The organism is Sphingomonas sp. BK235 (assembly GCF_004345855.1).
GTDB lineage: Bacteria > Pseudomonadota > Alphaproteobacteria > Sphingomonadales > Sphingomonadaceae > Sphingomonas.
Genome location: NZ_SLXN01000003.1, coordinates 68,431 through 91,588, shown reverse-complemented (window position 1 = coordinate 91,588; position 23,158 = coordinate 68,431). Strand labels below are relative to the sequence as shown.

The following is a 23,158-nucleotide window of genomic DNA, read 5'->3' as shown; positions in this document are numbered from 1 at the left end:
GCGGCGGCGGCGCGCCCGACCGCGGCACAGCGACGATCACGCCGCGGCGAACGCGCCCTTGACGAACGCGGCGGGCACGTTCAACAGCACTCCCGCACAGGAGTGTAGCTCAGTTGGTAGAGCATCGGTCTCCAAAACCGAGGGCCGTGGGTTCGAGTCCCTCCACTCCTGCCAGTGCTTTGCCCCATCGGGGCGTGATCCTTGGGCACGGGCTCACCGCTTCTTCTGCTCAGATCGGTGACGACGGAAAGATTATCGGACTTGCGCGTTCGCAGGTGCGACGTATTAGCTTGCCGCGCGTCAACCACCAAGGGAGTAGCCCAATGCGTTCCATTCTCGCCGGCGCCGCCGCGCTCAGCCTCGTTGCCACCCCGGCGCTCGCCGCCACCGCCAACCCGGCCTCGAGCCTCTCGGTCGCCGGTGCGCGCGCCGCGAGCCCGACCGCGAAGGACAGCCAGCTCGCCGGTGCGGGCGTGTTCGGTGCGATCATCGCCGCCGGCATCGCCGCGATCGGCGTGATCGCGATCGTCAACGACAGCGACGACGATTCGGACAGCAACTGATCGCACGCCGGGTCGCGACGCGACCCGGTAGTGACATCAGTGTCGATCGAAGGGGCCGGCGCGACACGCGTCCGGCCCCTTCTTCGTGCCAGCCCCTTCTTCGTCCCGGCCCGCTCCTCATCCCCGCCGCGGCAAGCCCCCCCGCGCGCTTGCCTTTTGTCGGCGACGATCCTATGTCCGCTGGCACATCCGACAGCACGGACGGTTTTCTCACCGCTTCTCCGATCACGGGGCAGCGGTGGCGGGGCCATGCCGGCGGCTGGCGGGACATTCTCTCAAGGCTCAACAAGGGCTCAACATCGTGGCGAAGACGACCCCGCTCGAATTCATCCGCCAGGTCCGTACCGAGACCGCCAAGATCGTGTGGCCGACCGGCCGCGAGACGATGATGACGGGCGTGATGGTCGTCGTGATGACCACGATCCTGGCGCTGTTCTTCCTGGCGGTGGACTCGTTCTTCAACGCCGTGGTCAAAGCGCTGCTGAGCCTGGCGAAGTAAGGACGGGAAGCACTAAGATGGCGCGCTGGTACATCATCCACGCCTACTCGGGTTTCGAGGGCAAGGTCCGTGACTCGATCATGGCCGAGGCCACCCGCATGGGGCTGGAGCAGCTGGTCGAGCAGATCGAGGTGCCGACCGAGACGGTGACCGAGGCGCGCCGCGGCAAGAAGATCGCGGTCGAGCGCAAGTTCATGCCGGGCTATGTGCTCGCCAAGCTGAACATGAACGACGACGTCTATCACCTCGTCAAGAACACGCCCAAGGTGACCGGCTTCCTCGGCTCGTCGGGCAAGCCGCAGGCGATCTCGGACACCGAGGCCGCGCGCATGCTCAACTCCAAGGAAGAGGCGGCGGTCGCGCCCAAGACCAAGGTCAAGGTCGATTACGAGATCGGCGACGCGGTCAAGGTGCTCGAGGGGCCGTTCGCGAGCTTCAACGGCACGGTCGAGGAGCTCGACTTCGACAAGTCCAAGGTCAAGGTGTCGGTCAGCATCTTCGGCCGCGCCACGCCGGTCGAGCTCGATTTCGAGCAGGTCGAGCGCAGCAAGTAAGCGCCGCGCCGTCGCGCGCGCGACGGCTCAGCCGCGGTCGGTCTCGGGCCGACCCGGCTCCGGGGGGCAGGGCTGCCCCTCCGCCAGCCAGGGCACCGGTGCATTGGGCGCCAGATCGGCGCGCTTGCGCTGCTGCCGCACCTCCAGACCGGGGGTGAGCAGCGGCGTGGGCGTGCGGCGAAACTGCGCCGGCGTCATGCCGACGAACTCGCGGAACTCGCGGTTGAGGTGCGAGGCGTCGTAGAAGCGCAGCTCGGCGAGTTCGTCCGCGCTCGGCACCGCCAGGCCGCGCATCACCGCGGCCATGTCGAGGAAGCGGCTGCGGCGCATCACCGTCTTGGGCAGGTGGCCGAAATGCTGGCGCACCGCACGATCGAGCCGGCGCCCGGAGATGCCGAACTCGGCCGCGATCTCGGTGACCGGGCGGGTCGGATCGACCCGCGCGATGCGCTCGAACCGCGCGCTGAGCAGATCGGCGACCGCGCCGCGCACGACGAGCTGATCGCGCACCACCTGGTGGAGCCGCGCGAAGGTCTGTTCATGGTCATAGACGTCGGCGCAGGCCCAGCGCAGCGAGTCGTGCCAGCGCCCCGGCGCGATCGGCACCAACCGGTCGGCGAGCGCGTCGGCGGGGACATCCGAGAAGCCGAACCACCCCCCCGGCCGGATCGCGAAGCCCGCGGCGACGATCGGGCCGACGCAGCGCACGGGGAAGCGCCGCTGCTGCGCGCCGAACAGCATCGGGCCCTCGTGATCCTGCCACGCGCCCTCGACCAGCATCGACCAGCGGCCGATCACCGGGACGCGGACGTAAGCGGTCTCGTGGAGCAGGAAGTCATCGAGCACCGCATCGGCGGGCCGCTCGAACACCGTGACGAAGAAGCGCGCGACAAAGGGAGCGAGATCGTCCGGCGGCGTCCGACTCAGCGACAGCGGCGCGCCGTCGCGTGTCGTTCCTGTACGGGGGATGAAGCCGGGCACAGCCTATGATTAACCAACTGCGGGCCAAACGGCAATCGAGATGGCAGAAACTTACAACAGACTTACACCAATTACCGAGTGCCATCATGGCACGCCCCGCCAAGTGCTTCTGCTGGTTACACTTCGCGCCGGGTGACGACACTGCTATAGACGAACCTCTTCGTGGCGAAACGCGTCACGCCGTCTGTACCGCGGCGTGCCTCTAGCGCCGCTCGGCCTTGCGGCACCCACTATAGTCGTCCGAGCGCAAGGGTCGCATCGCTCGATCGATGCGACGACATCGCCCGCTACCATCGTGATCTTCTTGGACCATCTTCGCTATGCCGGCCGCCGCTTCCGGCCGACCGCGGCGCCGAAGATGAAGCGGGAGACGGCAACGGCGACCGAGATGACCGGTCGTTGGCTGCTGTGCGCCGCGGCGGGAGAACGTCCGCCTCCTCACGCCATTGCCAAAGCCCCGCGTCTGCGCTACGCGCGCCGGCTTCCACCGCATCACACGATGGAACGCCGCGGGAGGGCGGGGCTGCGGCCGCGCCCGGACGAACCGCTAGACTTGAACCGGGCGCTTCCCTCGGGCGCGCCCAGTAACAGAGTGAGACGAATGGCAAAGAAGATCACAGGCTATATCAAGCTGCAGGTGCCCGCGGGCGCTGCCAACCCGTCGCCGCCGATCGGCCCGGCGCTGGGTCAGCGCGGCGTCAACATCATGGAATTCTGCAAGGCGTTCAACGCGCAGACCGCTGACATGGAGAAGGGCTCGCCGCTGCCCACCGTGATCACCGTCTACGCCGATCGCAGCTTCTCGTTCATCACGAAGACGCCGCCGGCGACCTTCCTGATCAAGAAGGCGGCCAACCTGAAGTCGGGCTCGAAGGAGCCGGGCAAGGTATCCGCGGGCAAGATCACCCGCTCGGCGCTGGCCGAGGTCGCGCAGACCAAGATGAAGGATCTGAACGCGAACGATCTCGAGGCGGCGACCCGCATCATCGAAGGCTCGGCCCGCGCGATGGGCCTCGAAGTGGTGGAGGGCTGAGGCCGTGGCGAAGGTGAGCAAGAAGCAGAAGGCCTGGACGATCGACCGTGAGAAGCTGCACGGCGTCGACGAGGCGATCGCGCTGGCGAAGCAGAACGCATCGTCCAAGTTCGACGAGACGATCGAGATCGCGCTGAACCTCGGCGTCGATCCGCGGCACGCCGACCAGATGGTCCGCGGCGTCGTCACCCTGCCCGCCGGCACCGGCAAGACCGTCCGCGTCGGCGTGTTCGCGCGCGGCGCCAAGGCCGACGAGGCGCGCGCCGCGGGGGCGGACGTGGTCGGCGCCGAGGACCTGATGGAGACGGTCCAGGGCGGCACGATCGACTTCGATCGCTGCATCGCGACTCCGGACATGATGGGCGTGGTCGGCCGCCTGGGTAAGGTGCTCGGCCCCAAGGGCCTGATGCCGAACCCCAAGCTGGGCACGGTGACGATGAACGTGGCCGAGGCGGTGAAGGCCGCCAAGGGCGGTCAGGTCGAGTATCGCGTCGAGAAGGCCGGGATCATCCACTCGGGCATCGGCAAGGCGAGCTTCGGCGCCGAGGACCTGCGCCGCAACTTCGACGCGCTGGTCGACGCGGTGGTCAAGGCCAAGCCGTCGGGCGCCAAGGGCAAGTACGTCAAGAAGATCGCGGTCAGCTCGACGATGGGCCCGGGGATCAAGGTCGACGTCGCCGAGGTCGCGGGCGCCTGACGCCCCCCGCCCCGGGCTCACCCCGGGGCACCTCGACGAACGGACGCCCCGGCTCGCCCGGGGCACCTTCGAAGACGAACAGCGGAAGGGCCGGGAGCGATCCCGGCCCTTCTTCGTGTCACGCTCCATCGCATCGGCGTGGAGAAGCGCCCGCGATCGGCGTAGGTCGCTGTCCCAGACGGGAGAGGCGAGGATGGCGCAGTTCGGCGACTATCAGCTGGCGATCTATGGCGCCGGGCTCGAGGGCGTTACGCCGCGTTGGCCGGTCGACGCCGCGACGCTGGAACGTCGCGCCGCGGCGGCGATGCCCGCCGATCTGCTCAGCTATGTCCAGGGCGGGTGCGGCGACGAGCGGACGCAGCGCGCCAATGCCGAGGCGTTCGGCCATTGGGGCATGGTGCCGCGGATGATGGTGGATTGTTCGCGGCGCGACCTCTCCGCCGATCTGTTCGGCGCGCGGCTCGCCTCCCCGCTGTTCCTCGCGCCGATCGGCGTGACGGGCATGTGTACGCAGGACGCGCACGGCGATCTCGCCGCCGCGCGCGCCGCCGCGGAGACGGGGGTTCCGCTCTGCGCCTCCACGCTGGCCAACGATCCGCTGGAAGCGGTGATCGCGGAGAGCGGCGACACGCCGGCGCTGTTCCAGCTCTACACCCCGCGCGACCGCGACCTCGCCGCGAGTCTGGTGAGCCGTGCCGAAGCCGCGGGCTATCGCGCGATCGTGGTGACGCTCGACACCTGGGTCACTGGCTGGCGCCCGCGCGACCTCAACACCGCCAACTTCCCGCAGCTGCGCGGGCATGTGCTCGCCAATTACTTCAGCGACCCGGTGTTCCGCCGGCTGCTCGCGCGCCCGCCCGAGGAGGATCGCCGCGCCGCGATCATGACCTGGGCGGCGACCTTCGGCCAGGTGCTCACCTGGGACGACCTGCCCTGGCTGCGCTCGCTCACCCGCCTGCCGATCGTCCTCAAGGGTATCTGCCATCCCGACGACGCGCGCCGCGCGATCGATGGCGGCGCGGACGCAGTCTATCTGTCCAACCACGGCGGGAGACAGGCCAATGGCGGGATCGCCGCGATCGACCTTCTGCCGGAGGTGGCGACGGCGGTGGCAGGACGCGTGCCGCTGTGGTTCGACGGCGGGGTGCGGAGCGGTACCGACGTGATCAAGGCGGTGGCGTTGGGCGCGGATCTGGTCGGCGTCGGACGCCCGTACAGCTACGGTCTCGCGCTCGGCGGCGCGGCGGGCTGCGCGCACGTGCTGCGCTGCCTGCTGGCAGAGGCGGACCTGCTGATGGCGGTCAACGGCTGGCCCACGCTCGCCGCGGTGCGCGACGCGGGGGCGCGGCGGACCGACCGCTGAGGGTCAGGGAGTCGTCCGGCGACTGGTCCCGCCCTGCTCGCGTCGGGAGCGAGGCGTGACGATAAGCTGCTTTCCCGGTCAGCGCCCGCGCGCCGGCTGCGGCCCCACCGTCGCCGACACGCGCACCGCTGTCCGGCCGATCTTGCGCGCCAGTCCCGGCGGGTCAAGCAGCGTCACGCGGCCGCCCTTCCACTGCAGGTCGTTCTCGCGCCGTGCCTGCTGGACCATGCGGTTGACGTGAACCGAGGTGAGCCCGAGCGCATCCGCGAGCGTCTCCTGCGTCAGCGGCAGGTCGAAGCTGCTGCCGCGCGCCATGCCGTTCGCGATCAACCGCTCGTGGAGCTCGAGCAGCAGGTCGCCGATCCGTTCCTGCGCGTTGAGGCGGCCCAGCCGGGTGACCTGCGCCAGCACATAGGCCTGATCCAGCGCGTCGCCGATCGCATAAGCGACACCGAGCGCGGAGCCGGGCTCCGCCGCGGGCGCCGGACAGACCAGCACGTCGGTCAGCCCGACGATCGTCGCGACCGCGAGCGGGCGCGGCTGCGGACAATGGCCGATCACGTCGCCGGGCAGCAGGAAGCTGAGGAACTGCCGTCGCCCGTCGGGGAGCAGTCGCACCCGCGCCGCCCAGCCGCGCAGCAGCAGCAGCGGCTCGGCGATCTCGCGCCCCTCGCTCACCAGCTCGCGCCGCGCGCGGATCGTCTGCGCCTGGTTGCTCGCGCGGGCGAGCGCGTCGAGCGCCGCGACGTCGAGCGGCGCGAGCGACGCCAGTCGCTGCAACGCGGGCTGGCGGTCGTCGACGATGGTGGCGGCGCGGATCATGGCACGTCCTCCGGTGCGAGAAGTCGGTTAACCGCGGCGAGCACCGCGGACACCGCGAACGGCTTGGGCACGCGCACCACGTCGCGATAGGCGTCGGGCAGCGCCCAGCCGTCATAGCCGGTGATGAAGATGAAGGGTATGCCGAGCGCGCTGAGCCGATCGGCGATCGCGAGCGACGAATCGCCCTCGAGATTGACGTCGAGCAGCGCCGCCTCCGCCGCGCCGCGCTCGACCTGCTCCAGCCCCGCGGCGACGCTGCTGACCGGGCCGATCACCTCCGCGCCCTCGCCCGCGAGCGCGCGCTTGAGATCGGAGGCGATGAAATATTCATCCTCCACCACCAGGATCCGTCTGCCCGCGAGCCGGCTTGCCATGGTCATTTCCCTTCCTCGTCGGGCAGCGGCAGCACGATCGTGCAGCACACACCGCCCCCGGCGAACGTCAGCCCGGTCTCGGCGCCGAGCCGATAGGGGAGCGCTTCCTCGATCAGCTCGATCCCGAAGCCCTGCCGCGGCGGGACGACCGGTACCGCGGGAACCCCGCTCTCGCTCCACCTAAGGTGGAGCTGGCGGGTCCCGCTCTCACCTAGTTTAACATCCCACGTGATCGCGAGCGAGCCGCCGTTCACGCGAAAGGCGCCGAATTTTAGCGCGTTAGTCGCCAGCTCGTGGATCGCCAGCCCGAGCAGCTCGACGCTGGCGGCGGGCAGCGCGACATCCTGCCCGGCGATGCTGACCGAATTCCCGTCGGAGACGCCGACGCTCAGCAACTCGTCGCGGATCAGATTCTCCAGGTCGACCGTGCCGCTGGCGTTGAGCGTCGCGCTCACCTGCGTGCGCGCCAGCGCATCGAGCCGGCCGCGGAAATGGTCGGCGACGTCGTCGAGCGACTCGCCCGACGCGACCGTGCGCGCGAACACCGAGCGGATCACGGTGAGGATGTTGCGGACGCGATGCTGGAGCTCGGCGACGAGGACGCGCTGGCGCTCCTCCATCGACTGCATGTCGCCCACGTCGGTCGCGGCGCCGAACCAATGGCTGATCGCGCCCGTCGGATCGCGCACCGGCACCTGCCGGATCAGCACCGCGCGATAGCCGCCCCCCGCCTGACGCACGCGGCATTGCACCGTCACCGGCTCGCCCGCGGCATGCGCGCGCCGGAACGCCCGCGTCACCTTGCCCGCCTCGCTCGGGTGGATCAGTTCCATCCAACCGCCACCCGACGCCTGGGCGTCGCTCTGCCCGGTCACCGCCTGCCATTGCTGGTTGGAGGTGATGCGCCCGGCGGCATCGACCCGCCACAGCATCGCGGGCACCAACTCGAGCGTCAGCCGGCGCTGTTCCTCGCTGTCGCGCAGCGCCGCCTCGGCACGCTTGCTGTGGAGCGCCTGGACGATCGCGGGCGCGAGTTCCTCCACCGCGGCCACATCGACGTCGCGAAACCCCTCGGGCCGGTTGCCGAGCCCGATCATGCCGATCAGCGCCCCGTTGCGGCGCAGCGGCACGCCGAGAAAATTCTTCAGCGGCGGGTGTCCGGACGGGGTGCCGATCCGGTCGGGATGAGTCGCGGCATCGTTGAAGATCAATGCCGCATCCTCGCGCAGCACGCGTCCGTACAGGCCGTGGATGGTCAGCCCGGTAGGCACCTTGCCGTGCGGCCAGTCGCTCTTCGCCGCCTCGAATGCGGCCCAGCCGCGCTCGCTGATCGCGATCTCGTCGAGCCGGTCGGTGGCGCGGTCGATCTCGCCCATGAAGCTGAACGACGCCCCGGTGACGTCCTCGGCGACGCGCAGGCAGACGCGGCCGAGCGCTTCCAGCGAGGGCGCGGTGAGCGCCTCGTGGAAGATCCGGTTGATGCCCTCCAGCACCGCGTTCTTGCGCGCGAGCGTCGCCAGCAGGCTGGTCTCGTCGCGAGGCTCCATCCTCATCGCTCTCACCCTCCCCCGGCCAACGTCCAGCGACGTAAATACCTCAGATCAAACATCTTAACCTATGTCCTGGGGCAGCCGCCGCGGGGGTGGCAGGCGCCCACGCCTCCAGTCGAGGTAAAGCACGGCCGGAAGCGTCTCGTCCGTCATCCCGGCCCTGAGCCGGGATCCAACGGGCCGCCTACGCCTCGACCGTTGCTCTCGCGGCGCCATGGATCCCGGCTCGAGGCCGGGATGACGGAGGTGCCTGCGTCGGGCGCCATGCCCGACACCCGGCTCAGTTCGCCGGCACCGCCCCGCCGCGCGCGCGATAGCGGTCGAACCAGGCCAGGATCGCCGCCGCCTTGGCCGCCGACTGTGACGGCCGCGACGTGAAGCCGCCGTGGCTCGCGCCCGGCACCTTCACCAGCGCGGTCGGCACCTTGGCGATCTGGAGCGCGGCATAATATTGCTCCGACTCGCTCACCGGCGTGCGATAATCCTCGCTGCCCACCACCACGAGCGTCGGCGTCGTCACGTTGCCGACCAGGCTGAGCGGCGAGCGCACCCAATAGCTCATCGGATCCTCCCACGGCAGCTTGCTGAACCAGTAGCGCGAGGTGAAGGTGGTGTTGTCCATCGTCAGCGCCTCGCTGATCCAGTTGATCACCGGCTTCTGCGTCGCCGCCGCCTTGAAGCGGTGCGTCTTGCCGACGATCCAGGCGGTCAGCACCCCGCCGCCCGAACCGCCGGTGACGAACAGGTTGTCCGCGTCGGCGGTGCCGTCGGCGATGGCGGCGTCGACCGCGGCCATCAGGTCGTCATAATCGGCGGAGGGATAGTTCTTGTCGATCAGGTTGGCGAACTCGGCGCCGTAGGAGGTCGAGCCGCGCGGGTTGACCCACAGCACGGCATAGCCCGCCGCGGCGTAGAGCTGGACGTCGCTGGCGAAGGTCGGGCCATAGGCCGAGTGCGGGCCGCCGTGGATCTCGAGGATCAGCGGAACGCGCTGCCCCGCGGCGCGCGTCGGCGGGGTGGCGAGCCAGGCGTCGATCGCGCGGCCGTCGGGCGCGGTGACGCTCAGCTTGCGGACGGGGGCGAGCGTCTTGGCGGCGGTCATCACCGCGTTGAGCTGGGTCAGCCGGCGCGGCTTGCCGCCGGCGAGCACCCACACGTCGGCCGGCGCGCCCGCGTCACCGCCGGTGTAGGCGACGGTGCCGTCGCGCGCGACCGAGAAGTCGCCGCCGGTATAGGGCCGGTCGAGCCCGCTGCCCTGGAGATTGTCGGCGATCACGCTGAGCTTGCCGTCGGTGCCGACGCGCGCGAGCTTGCGCTGGCCGTGGTCGTCGTAGCTGGCGTAGAGGCTGCGGCCGTCGCGCGCCCATTGCACGTCCTCGACGCTGCGATCGAGCGACGCGGTGAGCGAGCGTGGCGCGCCACCGTCGGCCCCGCCGACGTAGAGCTGCGCGTCCTCATAGCCGCGGCGGTGATCGTCGAAGCCGATCCAGGCGACTCGCTGGCCGTCGGGCGAGACGCGCGCGTTGGCGTCGGGTCCCTGGCGCGTGGTCAGCGCGGTGACCGCGCCGCTGGCAACGTCGACCGACTGGACGTCGGTGTTGAGCACCTCGCGCTCGGTGTCGCCGGCGCGGATCGCGGCGAACAGGATCCGGCGTCCGTCCGGGCTCCACGCCAGCGGGCCGTCGTCGTCGAAGCGGCCGAAGGTGAGCTGGCGCGCCGCGCCGCCGTCCGCCGCGACGACGAACACATGCGCATAGCCGGGCTTGCGATAGCCGGGGCCGTCGTTGCGATAGGTGACGCGGTCGATCACCTCCAGCCCCGGCGCCCATTTCGCGCCCTCGGGCTTGGCGGGGGGCTTGCCGAGCGTCGTGCCCTCGCCCGCGACGTTGGCGACATAGGCGAGACGGGTGCCGTCGGGCGACCAGGCGAGCGCGCTGGGATCACCGGGCAGCGAGGTGACGCGCGCGCTGCTGCCGCTGGCGAGCCAGCGCACGAACAGCTGCGACTGGTCGCCGTCGCCCGCGACATAGGCGATCCGCGTGCCGTCGGGCGACCAGCGCGGCGAACTACCCGAGGTGGCGAACGGGGTCTGGCGCCCGCTGGCGACGTCGATCAGCCACAGCGACGAGGCCATGCGGTCGGTCATGATGTCGCCCGAGCGGCGGACGTAGACGATCGTCTTCCCATCCGGGCTGATCTGCGGGTCGCTCGCGACCGACAGGCCGAATAGGTCGGCGCCGGTGAAGCGGCGGGTCGGACCGTCCGCCGGCGTGGCGGCGGGCGGCTGCTGCGCGGCGGCGGGGGCAGCGAGCAGGGCGAGAAAGAGAGCGGGGCAGAGAGCGAGACGGGAGAGCGCTGGACGCACGATGGGGACGACTCCGCGGGAGGTGGGACGCGCGCGATCATGGACGAAAGTATCGGCGGCGCAATGAGGCGGGTGGAGGAGGTTTGGCGGGGGTGCGAGGGCGCGCGGCCGGCTGGCGCTGTCGGCCGGCGGCGTGCACATGAGGCGAGAGCGTCAGGTCCCCTGACGGCCTCCCGCTCCACCCGGTAGCCGTCACCATGGCGAAAGCGGAACCTTCGCAGCCCCTCCCGTCATCCCGGACTTGTTCCGGGATCCACGGGTCCGGACCCAAAAGGTTCATTGTCGCGGAAGCAGCTTATCCCGTCATCCCGGGCTCGACCCGGGATCCATGGTGCCGCGAAAGCCGTCGATGTTGCTTCCGCGGAGGGATGGATCCCGGCGCGAGGCCGGGATGACAATGAGGAAAGAGAAAGCGGTCCCTTCGTCGCAGCGTATCACCCGTGAAAAGCAGCCGGAGATCAGACGGCCGAAGATGCGAGCCACCTTTTTGGGCCCGGACTCACCGTCCCGCGAACCCACCAGAAGTTGCTCTCCCGGTGAAGTGGATCCCGGAACAATACCGGGATGACGGAAGAGGAGGAAGGTTCCGCTACTTTCGCGAAGGTCGCCCCAAAGCCGGGGTGACGGGGATGCGTGGACAGCGGCATCGTTGATCGCAGGCCAGTCGTCCTTCTCACGGCGCATCCTGAAACGAGCCCAGCACGACGCCGGCCAAGCGCGTTCCACCGCCCCATATCGGCCGCGCCCCCTTCCCTCCCGGCCCGCCTCTGTTACGCTCCCCGCAACGACGAACATCGGGAGGGAACGGGCATGACCCCGGACGGCGACCAGCGCGCGAGCGGCTATGCGTGGTACGTGCTCGCGGTCCTGTTCGTCGTCTACATCCTCAATTTCGTCGACCGGCAGGTGATCTCGATCCTCGCCGAGGACATCAAGCGCGACCTCCGCCTGCGCGACGAGGACCTGGGCTTCCTCTACGGTACCGCCTTCGGCGTCTTCTACGCCTTGTTCGGCATCCCGCTCGGCCGCCTCGCCGACAGCTGGCACCGCGTGCGGCTGATGACGGTGGGGCTGGCGCTGTGGTCGACCATGACCGCGCTCTCCGGCCTGGCGAGTGGGGGCGCGCAGCTCGCCGCCGCGCGCGTCGGCGTGGGGGTCGGCGAGGCGACCGCGTCACCCTCGGCCTATTCGCTGATCTCGGACTATTTCCCGCGCAAGCTGCGCGCCACCGCGCTGTCGATCTACTCGGCGGGCATCTATGTCGGCGGGGGCTGCTCGCTGCTGGTCGGCGGACTGGTGGTGCAGCATTGGCAGCGCGCCTTCCCGACCGACCCGCCGCTCGGGCTCGCCGGCTGGCAGGCCGCCTTCCTCGCGGTCGGGCTGCCCGGCCTGCTGCTCGCCGCGCTGGTGGCGACGCTGCGCGAGCCGGTGCGCGGCGCGGTCGAGGGGCTGCCCCCGCCCCCGCCGCATCCCGCGCCGTTCCGCGCCTTCGGCAGCGAGCTGCTGACGATCCTGCCCCCGCTCACGCTGATCGCGGCGGCGCGGCGCGGGGTCCGCGCGCTGGCGGCCAATGTCGTCGCGCTCGCGGCGGTGGGCGCGGCGGTGGCGCTGCTGCACGCTTTGGGCGAGCCGCTGCCGCAGTGGATCGCGGTCGCCACCGGGGTCTACGCGGTCTTCTCCTGGGCGAGCGCGCTGCGCCGGCGCGACCCGCCGACCTTCGCGCTGATCGTCGGCACGCCCGCCTTCCTGTGCGTCGTGGTGGCCTATGGGCTCAACGCCTTCCTGAGCTACGCCGCGTCCTTCTGGGCGGCACCTTATGCGATGCGCGCGCTCGCGGTGTCGCCGGCAGAGGCCGGGCTGATCCTGGGCGGCGGCGCGGCGCTGTCTGGCTTCCTCGGCGTGACGAGCGGCGGGCTGATCGCGGACCGGCTGCGGCGGACCAACCCGTCGGGGCGGCTGGTGCCGGTGCTGTGCGGCGCGGTGCTGCCGGTGCCCTTCCTCGTGATCGGCTTCACCGCGGGCGCGCCGCTGACGCTCTACCTGTGCCTGTTCGCGTCGCAATATCTGGCGAGCTGGGGGCTTGGCTCGGCCGCGGCGGCGACGCAGGACCTGGTGCTGCCGCGCATGCGCGGTACCGCGACGGCGACCTTCTTCATCGGGACGACGCTGCTCGGGCTGGCGCTCGGGCCGTACCTCGCGGGACGGATCTCGACGCTGAGCGGCAGCCTGTCGACCGGGATGCTGGCGCTGCTCGCGGTGGTGCCGCTGGGTGTGGCCGCGGGCGTGGCGGCCTACCGGCTGGTGCCCGAGGCGGAGCGGACCCGCGAGGCGCGCGCGCGGGCGGCGGGGGAGCTGGGGTGAGGTGAGACGGGGACGGCGCCTGCCTCTCCTCGCCCTCCCGAGCGCCCCTCACGTCATGGCGTCATCCTGAACTTGTTTCAGGATCCACCGTCCCGCGAGCGCCTCGGCATCTGAGTATGCGGCAGGGTGGATCCTGAGACGAGCTCAGGATGACGCCAGTGGGAGCGGGCCGATGAGCCTCGGCGCCTCGGCGTCTGAGTATGCGGCCCGGTGGATCCTGAGACGAGCTCAGGATGACGCCAGTGGGGGGCGGGCCGATGAGCCACGAGCGCCCCGGCACCTGAGCATGCGGCGCGGTGGATCCTGAGACCAGCTCAGGATGACGCCAGTGAGAAGGGACCGGCGTTACCGGCCCCGCCCTCCTCACCCCGCCTGGAACACGCCGCAGGCGATGCGCGCGCCCGAGTTGCCGCTGGGATCGGTCTTCAGATCGTCCTGCCCGGCGTGGATCACCATCGCGGCGCCGTCGGCGTCGAGCAGCCCGGCCATGGTCGCGCCCGGGATCGTCGCGCCGATCGTGCCGCGGCCGTCGCTGCCGATCACGAGGTTGGGCAGGTCGCCCTGGTGCGGCCCCTGCGGGTTCATCGTGCCGTGCTTCATCTGCGTCGGGTTCCAGTGGCCGCCCGCGCTCTCGAAGCCCGGCGGGTCGCAGCGGCCAACCATATGGACGTGCGCGCCGTGCGTGCCCGGCGGCATCCCGCTGGCGTCCACGGTGAAGCGCAGCCCACCCGCCACCTCGGTCGCGGTGGCGCGGCCGGCCGGCGCGCCCGTCGCGGTGGCGAGCTGCGCGGTGGCGCTGGCACCGCCCGCGACCGGCGCGCCCGTGTCCATCTTCGCCTGGTCGTTGCACGCGGCGAGCGCCAGCGTCGCCAGCCCCACCGTCGTCATCGCCGTGATCCGTCGCATCGCTCGCTCCCTAAAATCTCGCTGATCCATGTTCTTGCCGCAGGCAACCCGCGGGCCGCGCGCGCGGTTCCGCGCCCGACCGGCTTGGGTCAGCGGTGCCCGTGCGCGATCAGCGCGGTCATCCGCCGCCCGACATAGGCAGCCTGCACGATCGCGAGCACCAGCACCACGTTGAGCACCACGATCTCGATCAGGAAGAACCACAGCGGCGTCCCCGCGATCATGCTGAGCCCGAGCAGGATCGTGCGCGGGTTGGCGCCGAGCACCGCGGCGGCGGGCAGCAGCTTGCGTCCCTGCTCGCGCGCGATCTGCGCGATGCGGCGGCGCTCGGGCGGGTCGGCGGCGGCGCTCGCCACCAGCGCGTTCACCACCTGCGTCGGCCCCGACATCCTGTGCCACGCCCAGAGATAGAGCGCTGACAGCTTCACCCCGATGCCGTCGCCGCCCGACTTCGCGGTCTGCAGCCACGGCACGTCATAGGCCCACCATTGATAGGTGCGGCGCTGGCTCTCGGCGAAGACCGACTGCACCGCGCGGCTCACGCCGGCGAGCACCACGATCGGCCAGGCGACCCAGCCGATGCGGTCGTCCATCGCCGCACCCAGCAGCGTGTACATCACCGCGTGGCCGGCATAGTCGCACAGCCCGTCGACGATCTCGCCCGAGGGCGAGGCGCGCCCCGACAGCCGCGCCAGCGCGCCGTCGGCGCCGTCCACCACGTGCCACAGGCAGTGGAGCAGGAAACCGAGCGCGATCGCCCCTGGCGTCCCCACCCGCGCGTAGAGCACCGCCGCCGCCATCACCATCAGCGCGCCCGCGATCGAGACCATGTTCGGCGTCACCGGCGTGGGCACCAGCGCGCGCGCCAGCAGGTGCGCCAGCGGGTGATAAATCGTCCTGTTCAGAAAACCTTGTAGCTCGCGCGGCTTCCCCGCCACAGCCGGTTCGGAATCGTTCACGCGTTCCTCGTGCATTTGCCCCGGCGCGCCTATACAGGCGATCGGTCCGCTTGACAGTTGCCACGTATCTGTCACGAAGCGGCAACGTATATGTCTTCAGCTCGGCTAGGGGCCGACAAGTGGGGTAGAATGGCTTCGATCAAGGTGGCGGTCATCGGGGTTGGGAACTGCGCGAGCAGCCTCGTGCAGGGCAAATACCACTATGCCGGTAGCAACACCGCCGCCGGCCTGATCCACGAGGAGATCGGCGGCTACAAGGTCGGCGACCTCGATTTCGTCGCGGCGTTCGACGTCGATTCGCGCAAGGTCGGGCTCGACCTGGGCGAGGCGATCTTCGCCAAGCCGAACTGCACCAAGGTGTTCCACGCGGACGTGCCCAAGACCGGGACGATCGTGAAGATGGGCGCCAAGCTGGACGGCGTCGCGCCGCACATGCTCACCGCCGCCAACGACCGCGGCTTCGAGATCAACGACACGCGCGACGCGGAGAAGGCGGAGATCATCGCCGAGCTCAAGCGCACCGGCGCCGAGATCCTGGTCAACTTCCTCCCGGTCGGCAGCCAGGAGGCGACCGAGTTCTACATGGAGTGCGCGCTCGAGGCGGGCCTCGGCGTGGTCAACTGCATGCCGGTGTTCATCGCCTCGCGCCCCGAGTGGGAGAAGAAGTTCGCCGACGCCGGCCTGCCGATCATCGGCGACGACGTGAAGGCGCAGGTCGGCGCGACGATCGTCCATCGCGTGCTGTCGAACCTGTTCGGCCAGCGCGGCGTGACGATCGATCACACCTACCAGCTCAACACCGGCGGCAACACCGACTTCATGAACATGCTCGACCGCAACCGGCTGGCGAGCAAGAAGGAGTCGAAGACCGAGGCGGTGCAGGCGGTGATCGCCGAGCGGCTCGCGGACGAGAACATCCACGTCGGTCCGTCGGACTACATCCCCTGGCTCGGCGACAACAAGCTGTGCTTCCTCCGCCTCGAGGGCGACCTGTTCGGCGGCGTGCCGATGAACCTCGAGCTGCGCCTGTCGGTCGAGGATTCGCCCAACTCGGCCGCGGTCGTGGTGGACGCGATCCGCTGCGTGAAGCTCGGCCTGGAGCGCGGCATCGCCGGTGCGCTCGAGGGTCCGTCGGCGTTCTTCTGCAAGCACCCGCCGCAGCAGGTGACCGACGACGTGGCGGCGGCGATGACCAACGAGTTCATCCACGCCGACGCGCGCCTCGCCGCCGAGTAAGGCCCTCCCCTTGCACGCGCTCATCGTCGCGGCCGGCTATGGCAGCCGGCTGCGCGCGGTATCCCCCTCGAAACCGCTGACGCTCGTGCAGGGCGTGCCGCTGATCGAGCGCGTGCTGCGCGCCGCGCTCGACGGCGGCGTCACCGACGTGACGGTGGTCACCGGACACGAGGGCGAGCGGCTGGAGCGTCATCTCGCCTCGGTCGCGGCGACGCTCGACGTGCCGCTGCGCTTCGTGCGCACCCCCGACTGGTCGCTCGCCAACGGCCATTCGGTGCTGACCGGCGCCGAGGCGATCGGCCCGCGCCGTCACCTGCTGATGATGGCGGACCATCTGCTCGACCCGGCGCTGATCGCGCGCGTGATCGCGGCGCCGGAGGCGGCGCTGACGCTCGGGGTCGACCGCCGGCTCGACAATCCCTTGGTCGACCTCGACGACGTCACGCGCGTCCGCACCGAGGGCGACCGCATCGTCGCGATCGGCAAGCACCTGCCCGACTATGACTGCTACGACACCGGCGTGTTCGCGGTCGACGCGCGCTTCCATGACGCGCTGCGCGAGTCGATCGCGGCCGGTGGCAGCGGCTCGATCTCGGCCGGGGTCGAGGCGCTGGCGGCGCGCGGCGAGGCGCGGGTGGTCGACGTCGGCGACGCCTGGTGGCTCGACGTCGACGATCCCCGCGCGCTTGACCAGGCCGAGGCCGCGCTGGCGGCGCATCCCCGCGCCGCCTGACAGCAAGAAAATGTAACCTCGATCAGCGGGAACGTGTCCGCCCGCTATGTCATTGCAGCGGCGAGTTCCGACGACGAGGATCGCCATGGACACGAACAAGCACGGCTTCTCCTACCGCAGCTTCGCCGGCTGGCCCGCGCTGCTGGCGATCGCGCTGCTGATCGCGACGGTACTGTACCTCAACTACGGCCGCGACGCGTCGGCGACGCGGCTCAAGCCCGCCACCGGCACCGCGCGCGCGATGGCGCTGGCGGCGCAGGGCGGCGAGACCGCGCCCGCGCGGCCTTAGGGGATCGGTTGAGTTCACGCGAAGACGCGATGACGCGAAGATGTCTCGGCCGCGGCAGCGGCTCTCATCTCCTCGCCGTAAAGCGGTGATCGGGCGAGCGCAGAAGAAGAGCAGATTGTTCACGCGGAGGCGCGGAGACGCGAAGCACAACGGCACGCGCCACATCATCATGTGGATGGAAAGCCGCTGACGCGGCGGAGACCTCCTCTCTGCGCCTCCGCGCCTCCGCGCCTCTGCGTGAACAACCTTCTTCGCGTCTTCGCGTGAATCTCCACCCCGCCGCCGCACCGCGGGAACGGCGGTGGGTGGATCACGTTTGCCGCCCCAACCACCCCCCGCTCACTCCACCCGCACCCGCAGCATCGCCGCGGCCGCCGCCAGCATCGTCGCGGCAGCGAAGGCCATCGTCCAGATCGGTGCGGTCGGGAAGAAATGCTTGGTGATCGAGCCCATCACCGTCGCCACCAGCAGTTGGGGCAGCACCACGAAGACGTTGAACAGCCCCATGTACACCCCGAGCTTGCGCTGCGGCAGCGCTGAGGCGAGGATCGCATAGGGCATCGCCAGGATGGTCGACCAGGCGATGCCGATCGCCACCTCGCTCAGCAGTAGCCAGCGCGCGTCGGGCACCACGAACACGCTGGCGAAGCCGAGCGCGCCGCAGCTGAGGCCGATCGCGTGAGTGCGCGCCTTGCCGACGCGCCGCGCCAGCCACGGCAGCAGCAGCAGCGCGGAGACCGCCGCCACGCCATTGTAGGTGGCGAACAGCACGTCGACCCAGTTGGCACCCTCCTGATAGGCCGGGCTGGCGGCGTCGGGCGCGCCGTAGAAGGCGCCGGTGACGACCGGGGTGGTGTTGATCCACATGATGAACAGCGCCGACCAGCTGAAGAACTGGACGAGCGCGAGCCGCTTCATCAGCGGCGGCATGCCCGCGAAATCGCCGACGAGATGCCCGAGCATCCCCGCGCCCCGCCCCCGCCGCGCGCGCCGGATCGCGACGAGGCTGGCGAGGCCGTAGCCGGCGAGCAGCGCGCCGAGCAGGTACATTTCCTTCTCCAGCCCGAGCGCGGCGACGAGCGCCACCACCGCCGCGCCCGCGCCGACCCAGGCGAACGGCGCGCCGTCACCGCGCGCCGCGAGCGCGGCGTGGCCCGCGGCCTCGTCGGCGGCCGGCGCGCCGTCGAAGGCGGCCATCTCCTCGGGCGCATATTCGCGCGTGGTCAGCACTGTCCACAGCACGCTCAGCAGCAGCGCGGCGCCGCCGGCCCAGAAGGCAACGCGTACCGAGTCGGGGATGACGCCGGGGGGCGCGACGTTCGACACGCCCGCCCGCTCGAGCAGCCAGGGGAAGATCGAGCCGACCACCGCGCCCGCACCGATGAAGGCGGTCTGCACGCCATAGCCGGCGGCGTGCTGGTCGCGGTCGAGCATGTCGCCGACGAAGGCGCGGAACGGCTCCATCGAGATATTGAGCGAGGCGTCGAGCACCCACAGCATCAGCGCGGCGACGAGCAGCCCGGGGCTGAGCGGCATCACCAGCAGCGATAGCGCGGCGAGCAGCGCGCCGGCGAGGAAATAGGGCCGCCGCCGCCCGAAGCGGCCGAGCCAGGTGCGATCGCTCAGATGACCAATCACGGGCTGGACGAGCAGCCCGGTGAGCGGCGCGGCGACCCACAGAGCGGGCAGATCGTCGAGCCGCGTGCCGAGCGACTGGAAGATACGGCTCATGTTCGCGTTCTGCAGCGCGAAGCCGATCTGGATACCGAAGAAGCCGAAGCTGATGTTGGCCAGTCCGGCGAGCGACTGACGGCGGCGACGCGGCTGGGTCATGCGCGGGGAGCCGCGCGGGGGGTGGCGGCGGGGGTGGCGTCCGCGTCGGTGTCGGCGGCGGTGGCGGCGGTGGCGGCGGTGGCGGCGGTGGCGGCGGTGGCGGTGGCGATGGGGTCGGCGTCGGCGACGGCGGCGGCGACGTTGTGAGCGAGCGGCGACGACCTACCCCCCAGTTCCGACCGCCCCGGCGAACGCCGGGGTCCAGTTGCGGGCGGCACGCGAGATGCGGAAACGTCCCCCAACTGGGCCCCGGCGTCCGCCGGGGCACCGCTGGGGAGAGAGTTCCGCCCCTCACTCCACGCGTGCCCCGGCGCAGGCCGGGGCCCAGGTGCGGGCGGCACGCGAGATGCGAAAACGTCCCCCAACTGGGCCCCGGCGTCCGCCGGGGCGGTGGAGAAGGGGGGAGAGTTCCGCCTCTCGCCACCCGCATGCGACGGCGAAGGCCGGAGCCCAGTTGCGGGCGGCACGCGAGATGCGGCGGCCTCCCCCACCTCGGCCCCCACCGGCGCACGCAGCGCCAGCAGCGCGCCGTAACCCTCGAACCGCGACCCGCTCACCCCGCTCGCCACCAGCGTCACCCCCTCTGGCAGCGCCAGCGCGCGCGGCTCGGGCGTCAGGTTCACCACGCACAGCAGCCGCTCGTCGCCGGCGACGCGCTCGAACGCCACCACCCCCGGTCCGAGATCGACGAAGGCGATCGTCCCCACCCGCAGCGCGGCATGCGCGCGCCGCAGCGCCAGCAGTCGCCGCGTCCAGTGCAGCAGCGAGCCCGCGTCGGCCTCCTGCGCGTCCACCGCCATCGCGCCGTGATCCGCGCCGAACGGCAGCCACGGCGTCCCCGCGGTGAAGCCGTGCCCCGGCCCCTCCGCCCGCCACGGCATCGGCGTGCGCGCGCCGTCGCGGCTGAGCGTCAGCGGCCAGTTGGCGATCGCCTCGGGGTCCTGGAGCAGCTCGAACGGCACCGCCACCTGGGTCAGCCCCAGCTCCTCGCCCTGGTAGAGGAAGATATTCCCGCGCAGTCCGGCCAGCAGCACCATCTTGGCGCGCGCGAAGGCGTCGCGGTGCTCCGGCAGCGCCCAGCGCGACACCGCGCGCGGCGCGTCGTGATTCTCGAACGCCCAGCTCGGCCAGCCCTCGCCCGCCGCACCGGGCCATTGCGCCAGCGCGGCGCGCACCAGTTCCGGGGTCAGCTGCTCGGCGTAGAGGAAGTCGAAGCCGTAGGCGGTGTCGAGCCGGCGCGGCGCGGTATAGTCCTTGCGCACCCAGTCGCTCTCCTCACCGCCGATCTCGGCCACGGTGAAGCGGTCCGGGTATTCGTCGGTCAGCGCGCGGATGCGCTCGACGAAGGGCAGCATGTCGGGCTGGTCCTGACTGTGCTGCTTGAGCTGGAAGTCGAACGAGCGCGTGCGCGGCTTGTTCGAGGGCGGCGCGGGCGGGTTGTCGGTCAGCGCCGCGCTGCCCATCGCGTGGTTGATCGCGTCGAGCCGGAAGCCGTCGACGCCGCGCTCCAGCCAGAACCGTCCCACCGCCAGCAGCGCCTCCTGCACCGCCGGCTCTCGCACGTTGAGCTGGGGCTGCTCGCGCAGGAAGGTGTGGAGATAATATTGCTGCCGCCGCGCGTCCCAGGTCCAGGCCGGGCCGCCGAACACCGACTGCCAATTGTTGGGTGGCGAACCGTCCTGCTTGGCATCCGCCCAGACATACCAGTCGTGCTTGTCGCCGTCGCGGCGCTGGCGGCTCTGGCGGAACCAGGCGTGCTGGTCCGAGGTGTGCGACCACACCTGGTCGGTGATCACCTTGAGCCCCAGCGCGTGCGCGCGCGCCACCAGCGCGTCGAAGTCGGCGAGCGTGCCGAAGGTCGGGTCGACGTCGCAGTAATCGGCGACGTCATAGCCGAAGTCGCGCATCGGCGAGGTGTAGAAGGGCGAGATCCAGATCGCGTCGACCCCGAGCGCGGCGACATAATCGAGATGCGCGGTGATGCCGCGCAGGTCGCCCACGCCGTCGCCGTTCGCGTCGGCGAAGCTGCGCGGGTAGATCTGGTAGACGGCGGCGCCCTTCCACCACGGGTCGGTCATTCTGTCTCTCCGATAGCGCATACGGCATAGCCGAGCGGCGGCAAGGTCACACGCAGCGATCCGGGCGCGGCGGCGCGCGCGGCGCAGCCCTCGCCCGCGAGCGTGGCGGCGGTGGCGCCGCGCACGCCGATCTCGACCAGCCGCTCGATGGGCCGGGTCGAGGTGTTGAAGGCGAGCAGGATCTCGCGCCCGCTCGCCGCATCGACGCGCGAGACCGCGAGCAGCCCGGGCTTGTCCTCGCGCGCGCGCAGCAGCGTCCGCCCCTCGCGCAGCGCCGGCTCGGCGCGGCGCACGTGCGCCAGCGTCGCGATCTGGCGGAACAGCGGGTTGTCGCGGCCGAAATGGGCGATGGCGGTGGTCGTGGTGGTGCCGAGCAGGCGATTGTCGTTGTAGCTGGCGACGCGGCTGGCGAACATATCCTCGCGCGCGTCCTGGTCGTTGCCGTCGCCGGTGAAGCCCTGCTCGTCGCCCGAGTAGATCGTCGGCACGCCGCGCAGCGTGAGCAGCATCGCGTTGGCGAGCTCGACCCGGCGCAGCACCTCGTCGTCGCTGGCCTGCGGCAGCGCCTGCCGCACGTAGAAGGCGAAGCGGCCGTTGTCGTGGTTGCTGACGAAGGTGGGCAGCGTGCGCGCGGTCGCCTCCCCACCCTCGTACAGCGCATCGCCGCGGATCAGCGTCTCGAACGCGTCGGTGCCGCGCTTCCCCGCCACCGTGTCGAGCACCGCGCGGCGGAAGGCGAAGTCGAGCACCGCGGGCAGCTCGTCGACGCGCGTGTGGACCGCGAGCGGGCCGGGTTCGAGCTGGTCGGCCGCCACCTCGCCGAAGACGTGGAAGTTCGGGATGCCGCGCGCCTTGGCCCGCGCCCGGATCGCGGGGACGAACTGCTGCCAGAACTCGGGGTTGACGTGGCGCGCGGTGTCGATGCGGAAGCCGTCCACGCCGAAACGGTCGATCCAGCCGCCGAAGATGTCGATCATACCGCTGACGACGCGCGGGTTCTCGGTCATCAGATCGTCCAGCCCGACGAAATCGCCCATGGTCGAGCTCTCGTCGGTGAAGGTCGTGTTGCCGCGATTGTGGTAGAGCGTGATGTCGTTGAGCCAGGCCGGCGACTTGGCCTTCTCCTCGCGCTTCGGAACGAAAGGGGTGTAGGCGTAGCGGGGATCGGTCAGGCGCGCGAAATTGGCCGCGCTCCCGTCCTGGTCGCCGGCAAAGCCGGGGTTGATCGCGGCGCCGTCGACGCCGCCGCGGCGCTGATAGGGATAGTCGGCGCGGCTGCGATAGGCGCAGTCGCCGCACTCGCGATACTGGATCACGTCGGCGGTGTGGTTGACGATGATGTCCATGTAGACCTTGATCCCGCGCGCGTGTGCGGCATCGACCAGCGCCTTGAAGTCGGCGTCGGTGCCGAGATGCGGGTCGACATGCTCGAAGTCGGTGATCCAATAGCCGTGATAGCCAGCACTCTCCTGCCCCTTGGGGCCTTGCACCGGCTTGTTGCGGAAGATCGGCCCGACCCAGATCGCGGTCGCGCCGAGCGCCTGGACATAGTCGAGCCGTCGCGTCAGCCCCTTGAGGTCGCCGCCGTGATAGAAGCCCTTGGCGGTCGGGTCGTAGCCGGTGACAAGCCGGTCGCCGGTCAGCCCGCCGCGGTCGTTGGTCGGATCGGCGTTGTCGAAGCGGTCGGGGAGGGCGAAATAGATCACCTCGTCCTGCGGCGGTCGCGCACGCAGGTCGGCCAGCGGGTCGGCGAGCGCCGGGGTCGCGGTGGTGAGCAGCGCGGCGAGGGACGCGAGGGTGAAGGGGCGGATGCGCACGCTTCCTTCCTTACCGCGCCGCCGCGCCTTCCCACTGGCGTCATCCTGAACTCGTTTCAGGATCCACGGTCCCGCGAGCGCCGCGGCCGCTGAATACGCGGCACGGTGGATCCCGAAACAAGTTCGGGATGACGCCAAAGAGAAG

Annotated in this window: 20 protein-coding genes and 1 tRNA gene; 11 read left to right on the top strand and 10 right to left on the bottom strand. The window is 70.7% G+C overall.

Annotated elements, in window-relative coordinates; genetic code table 11:
* The first annotated feature begins 98 nt into the window (after positions 1 to 98).
* The 4 genes from EV292_RS09400 (at position 99) to nusG (ending at position 1,616) form a co-directional block, all read left to right on the top strand.
* A tRNA-Trp gene (locus EV292_RS09400) sits at positions 99 to 174 on the top strand.
* Between the two features lie 149 nt (positions 175 to 323).
* Positions 324 to 563, top strand: a complete 240-nt coding sequence (locus EV292_RS09395) for a hypothetical protein (protein ID WP_132908959.1) — start codon at positions 324 to 326, stop codon at positions 561 to 563.
* Positions 564 to 864: 301 nt separating this feature from the next.
* Positions 865 to 1,062: a preprotein translocase subunit SecE gene (gene secE / locus EV292_RS09390; RefSeq protein ID WP_132908958.1), complete on the top strand. Its 198-nt coding sequence runs from the start codon at positions 865 to 867 to the stop codon at positions 1,060 to 1,062.
* A 17-nt stretch (positions 1,063 to 1,079) separates the two neighbouring features.
* A complete protein-coding gene (nusG, locus tag EV292_RS09385; protein ID WP_132908957.1) occupies positions 1,080 to 1,616 on the top strand; it encodes a transcription termination/antitermination protein NusG in 537 nt (178 codons plus the stop codon).
* 27 nt (positions 1,617 to 1,643) lie between these two features.
* On the opposite strand, the gene EV292_RS09380 is transcribed toward nusG, so the two are convergent.
* Complete coding sequence (locus EV292_RS09380) at positions 1,644 to 2,597, bottom strand: helix-turn-helix domain-containing protein (protein ID WP_132908956.1); 954 nt, start codon at positions 2,595 to 2,597, stop codon at positions 1,644 to 1,646.
* 601 nt (positions 2,598 to 3,198) lie between these two features.
* Here EV292_RS09380 and rplK point away from each other — a divergent pair.
* The 3 genes from rplK (at position 3,199) to EV292_RS09365 (ending at position 5,690) form a co-directional block, all read left to right on the top strand.
* A complete protein-coding gene (gene rplK, locus EV292_RS09375) occupies positions 3,199 to 3,630 on the top strand; it encodes a 50S ribosomal protein L11 (RefSeq protein WP_132909404.1) in 432 nt (143 codons plus the stop codon).
* Positions 3,631 to 3,634: 4 nt separating this feature from the next.
* Entirely contained in the window at positions 3,635 to 4,327 is a 693-nt protein-coding gene (gene rplA / locus EV292_RS09370; protein WP_132908955.1) for a 50S ribosomal protein L1, read from the top strand.
* 193 nt (positions 4,328 to 4,520) lie between these two features.
* Positions 4,521 to 5,690, top strand: a complete 1,170-nt coding sequence (locus EV292_RS09365) for an alpha-hydroxy-acid oxidizing protein (RefSeq protein ID WP_132908954.1) — start codon at positions 4,521 to 4,523, stop codon at positions 5,688 to 5,690.
* 78 nt (positions 5,691 to 5,768) lie between these two features.
* Here the strand turns inward: EV292_RS09365 and EV292_RS09360 are convergent, their stop codons facing one another.
* The 4 genes from EV292_RS09360 to EV292_RS09345 all read right to left on the bottom strand — a co-directional run bounded on the left by EV292_RS09360 (position 5,769) and on the right by EV292_RS09345 (position 10,801).
* Positions 5,769 to 6,512, bottom strand: coding sequence for a Crp/Fnr family transcriptional regulator (locus EV292_RS09360; RefSeq protein WP_132908953.1), 744 nt, complete (start codon positions 6,510 to 6,512; stop codon positions 5,769 to 5,771).
* Positions 6,509 to 6,892: a response regulator gene (locus EV292_RS09355; RefSeq protein WP_132908952.1), complete on the bottom strand. Its 384-nt coding sequence runs from the start codon at positions 6,890 to 6,892 to the stop codon at positions 6,509 to 6,511. The genes EV292_RS09360 and EV292_RS09355 overlap by 4 nt, the downstream gene beginning before the upstream one ends.
* Positions 6,889 to 8,439 (bottom strand): GAF domain-containing protein, encoded by a 1,551-nt coding sequence (locus EV292_RS09350; RefSeq protein ID WP_132908951.1) that lies wholly within the window; start codon positions 8,437 to 8,439, stop codon positions 6,889 to 6,891. The genes EV292_RS09355 and EV292_RS09350 overlap by 4 nt, the downstream gene beginning before the upstream one ends.
* Before the next feature lie 277 nt (positions 8,440 to 8,716).
* Positions 8,717 to 10,801 (bottom strand): S9 family peptidase, encoded by a 2,085-nt coding sequence (locus tag EV292_RS09345; protein WP_243693693.1) that lies wholly within the window; start codon positions 10,799 to 10,801, stop codon positions 8,717 to 8,719.
* Between the two features lie 810 nt (positions 10,802 to 11,611).
* On the opposite strand from EV292_RS09345, the gene EV292_RS09340 reads away from it, so the two are divergent.
* Entirely contained in the window at positions 11,612 to 13,162 is a 1,551-nt protein-coding gene (locus tag EV292_RS09340; protein ID WP_132908949.1) for an MFS transporter, read from the top strand.
* A 363-nt stretch (positions 13,163 to 13,525) separates the two neighbouring features.
* On the opposite strand, the gene EV292_RS09335 is transcribed toward EV292_RS09340, so the two are convergent.
* Complete coding sequence (locus EV292_RS09335; RefSeq protein WP_132908948.1) at positions 13,526 to 14,068, bottom strand: superoxide dismutase family protein; 543 nt, start codon at positions 14,066 to 14,068, stop codon at positions 13,526 to 13,528.
* An 89-nt stretch (positions 14,069 to 14,157) separates the two neighbouring features.
* Positions 14,158 to 15,027, bottom strand: coding sequence for a CDP-alcohol phosphatidyltransferase family protein (locus EV292_RS09330; protein WP_165927070.1), 870 nt, complete (start codon positions 15,025 to 15,027; stop codon positions 14,158 to 14,160).
* 129 nt (positions 15,028 to 15,156) lie between these two features.
* Here EV292_RS09330 and EV292_RS09325 point away from each other — a divergent pair, with 129 nt between their 5' ends.
* The 3 genes from EV292_RS09325 to EV292_RS09315 all read left to right on the top strand — a co-directional run bounded on the left by EV292_RS09325 (position 15,157) and on the right by EV292_RS09315 (position 17,285).
* On the top strand, positions 15,157 to 16,263 hold the full coding sequence (locus EV292_RS09325) for an inositol-3-phosphate synthase (RefSeq protein ID WP_132908946.1): 1,107 nt from the start codon (positions 15,157 to 15,159) through the stop codon (positions 16,261 to 16,263).
* Positions 16,264 to 16,273: 10 nt separating this feature from the next.
* Positions 16,274 to 16,996 carry an NTP transferase domain-containing protein gene (locus EV292_RS09320; protein ID WP_132908945.1) on the top strand — a complete coding sequence of 241 codons (723 nt, stop codon included), beginning with the start codon at positions 16,274 to 16,276 and terminating at the stop codon, positions 16,994 to 16,996.
* Positions 16,997 to 17,081: 85 nt separating this feature from the next.
* Positions 17,082 to 17,285, top strand: a complete 204-nt coding sequence (locus tag EV292_RS09315; protein ID WP_132908944.1) for a hypothetical protein — start codon at positions 17,082 to 17,084, stop codon at positions 17,283 to 17,285.
* Between the two features lie 339 nt (positions 17,286 to 17,624).
* Here the strand turns inward: EV292_RS09315 and EV292_RS09310 are convergent, their stop codons facing one another.
* The 3 genes from EV292_RS09310 to EV292_RS09295 are packed head-to-tail and all read right to left on the bottom strand — an operon-like array spanning position 17,625 to position 22,974.
* Positions 17,625 to 19,118, bottom strand: coding sequence for an MFS transporter (locus EV292_RS09310; protein WP_132908943.1), 1,494 nt, complete (start codon positions 19,116 to 19,118; stop codon positions 17,625 to 17,627).
* Positions 19,115 to 21,196, bottom strand: coding sequence for an alpha-glucosidase family protein (locus EV292_RS09300; protein ID WP_207913391.1), 2,082 nt, complete (start codon positions 21,194 to 21,196; stop codon positions 19,115 to 19,117). The genes EV292_RS09310 and EV292_RS09300 overlap by 4 nt, the downstream gene beginning before the upstream one ends.
* Positions 21,193 to 22,974, bottom strand: coding sequence for an alpha-amylase family glycosyl hydrolase (locus EV292_RS09295; protein ID WP_132909403.1), 1,782 nt, complete (start codon positions 22,972 to 22,974; stop codon positions 21,193 to 21,195). Before EV292_RS09295 ends, EV292_RS09300 begins: the two co-directional genes overlap by 4 nt.
* Positions 22,975 to 23,158: the final 184 nt, after the last annotated feature.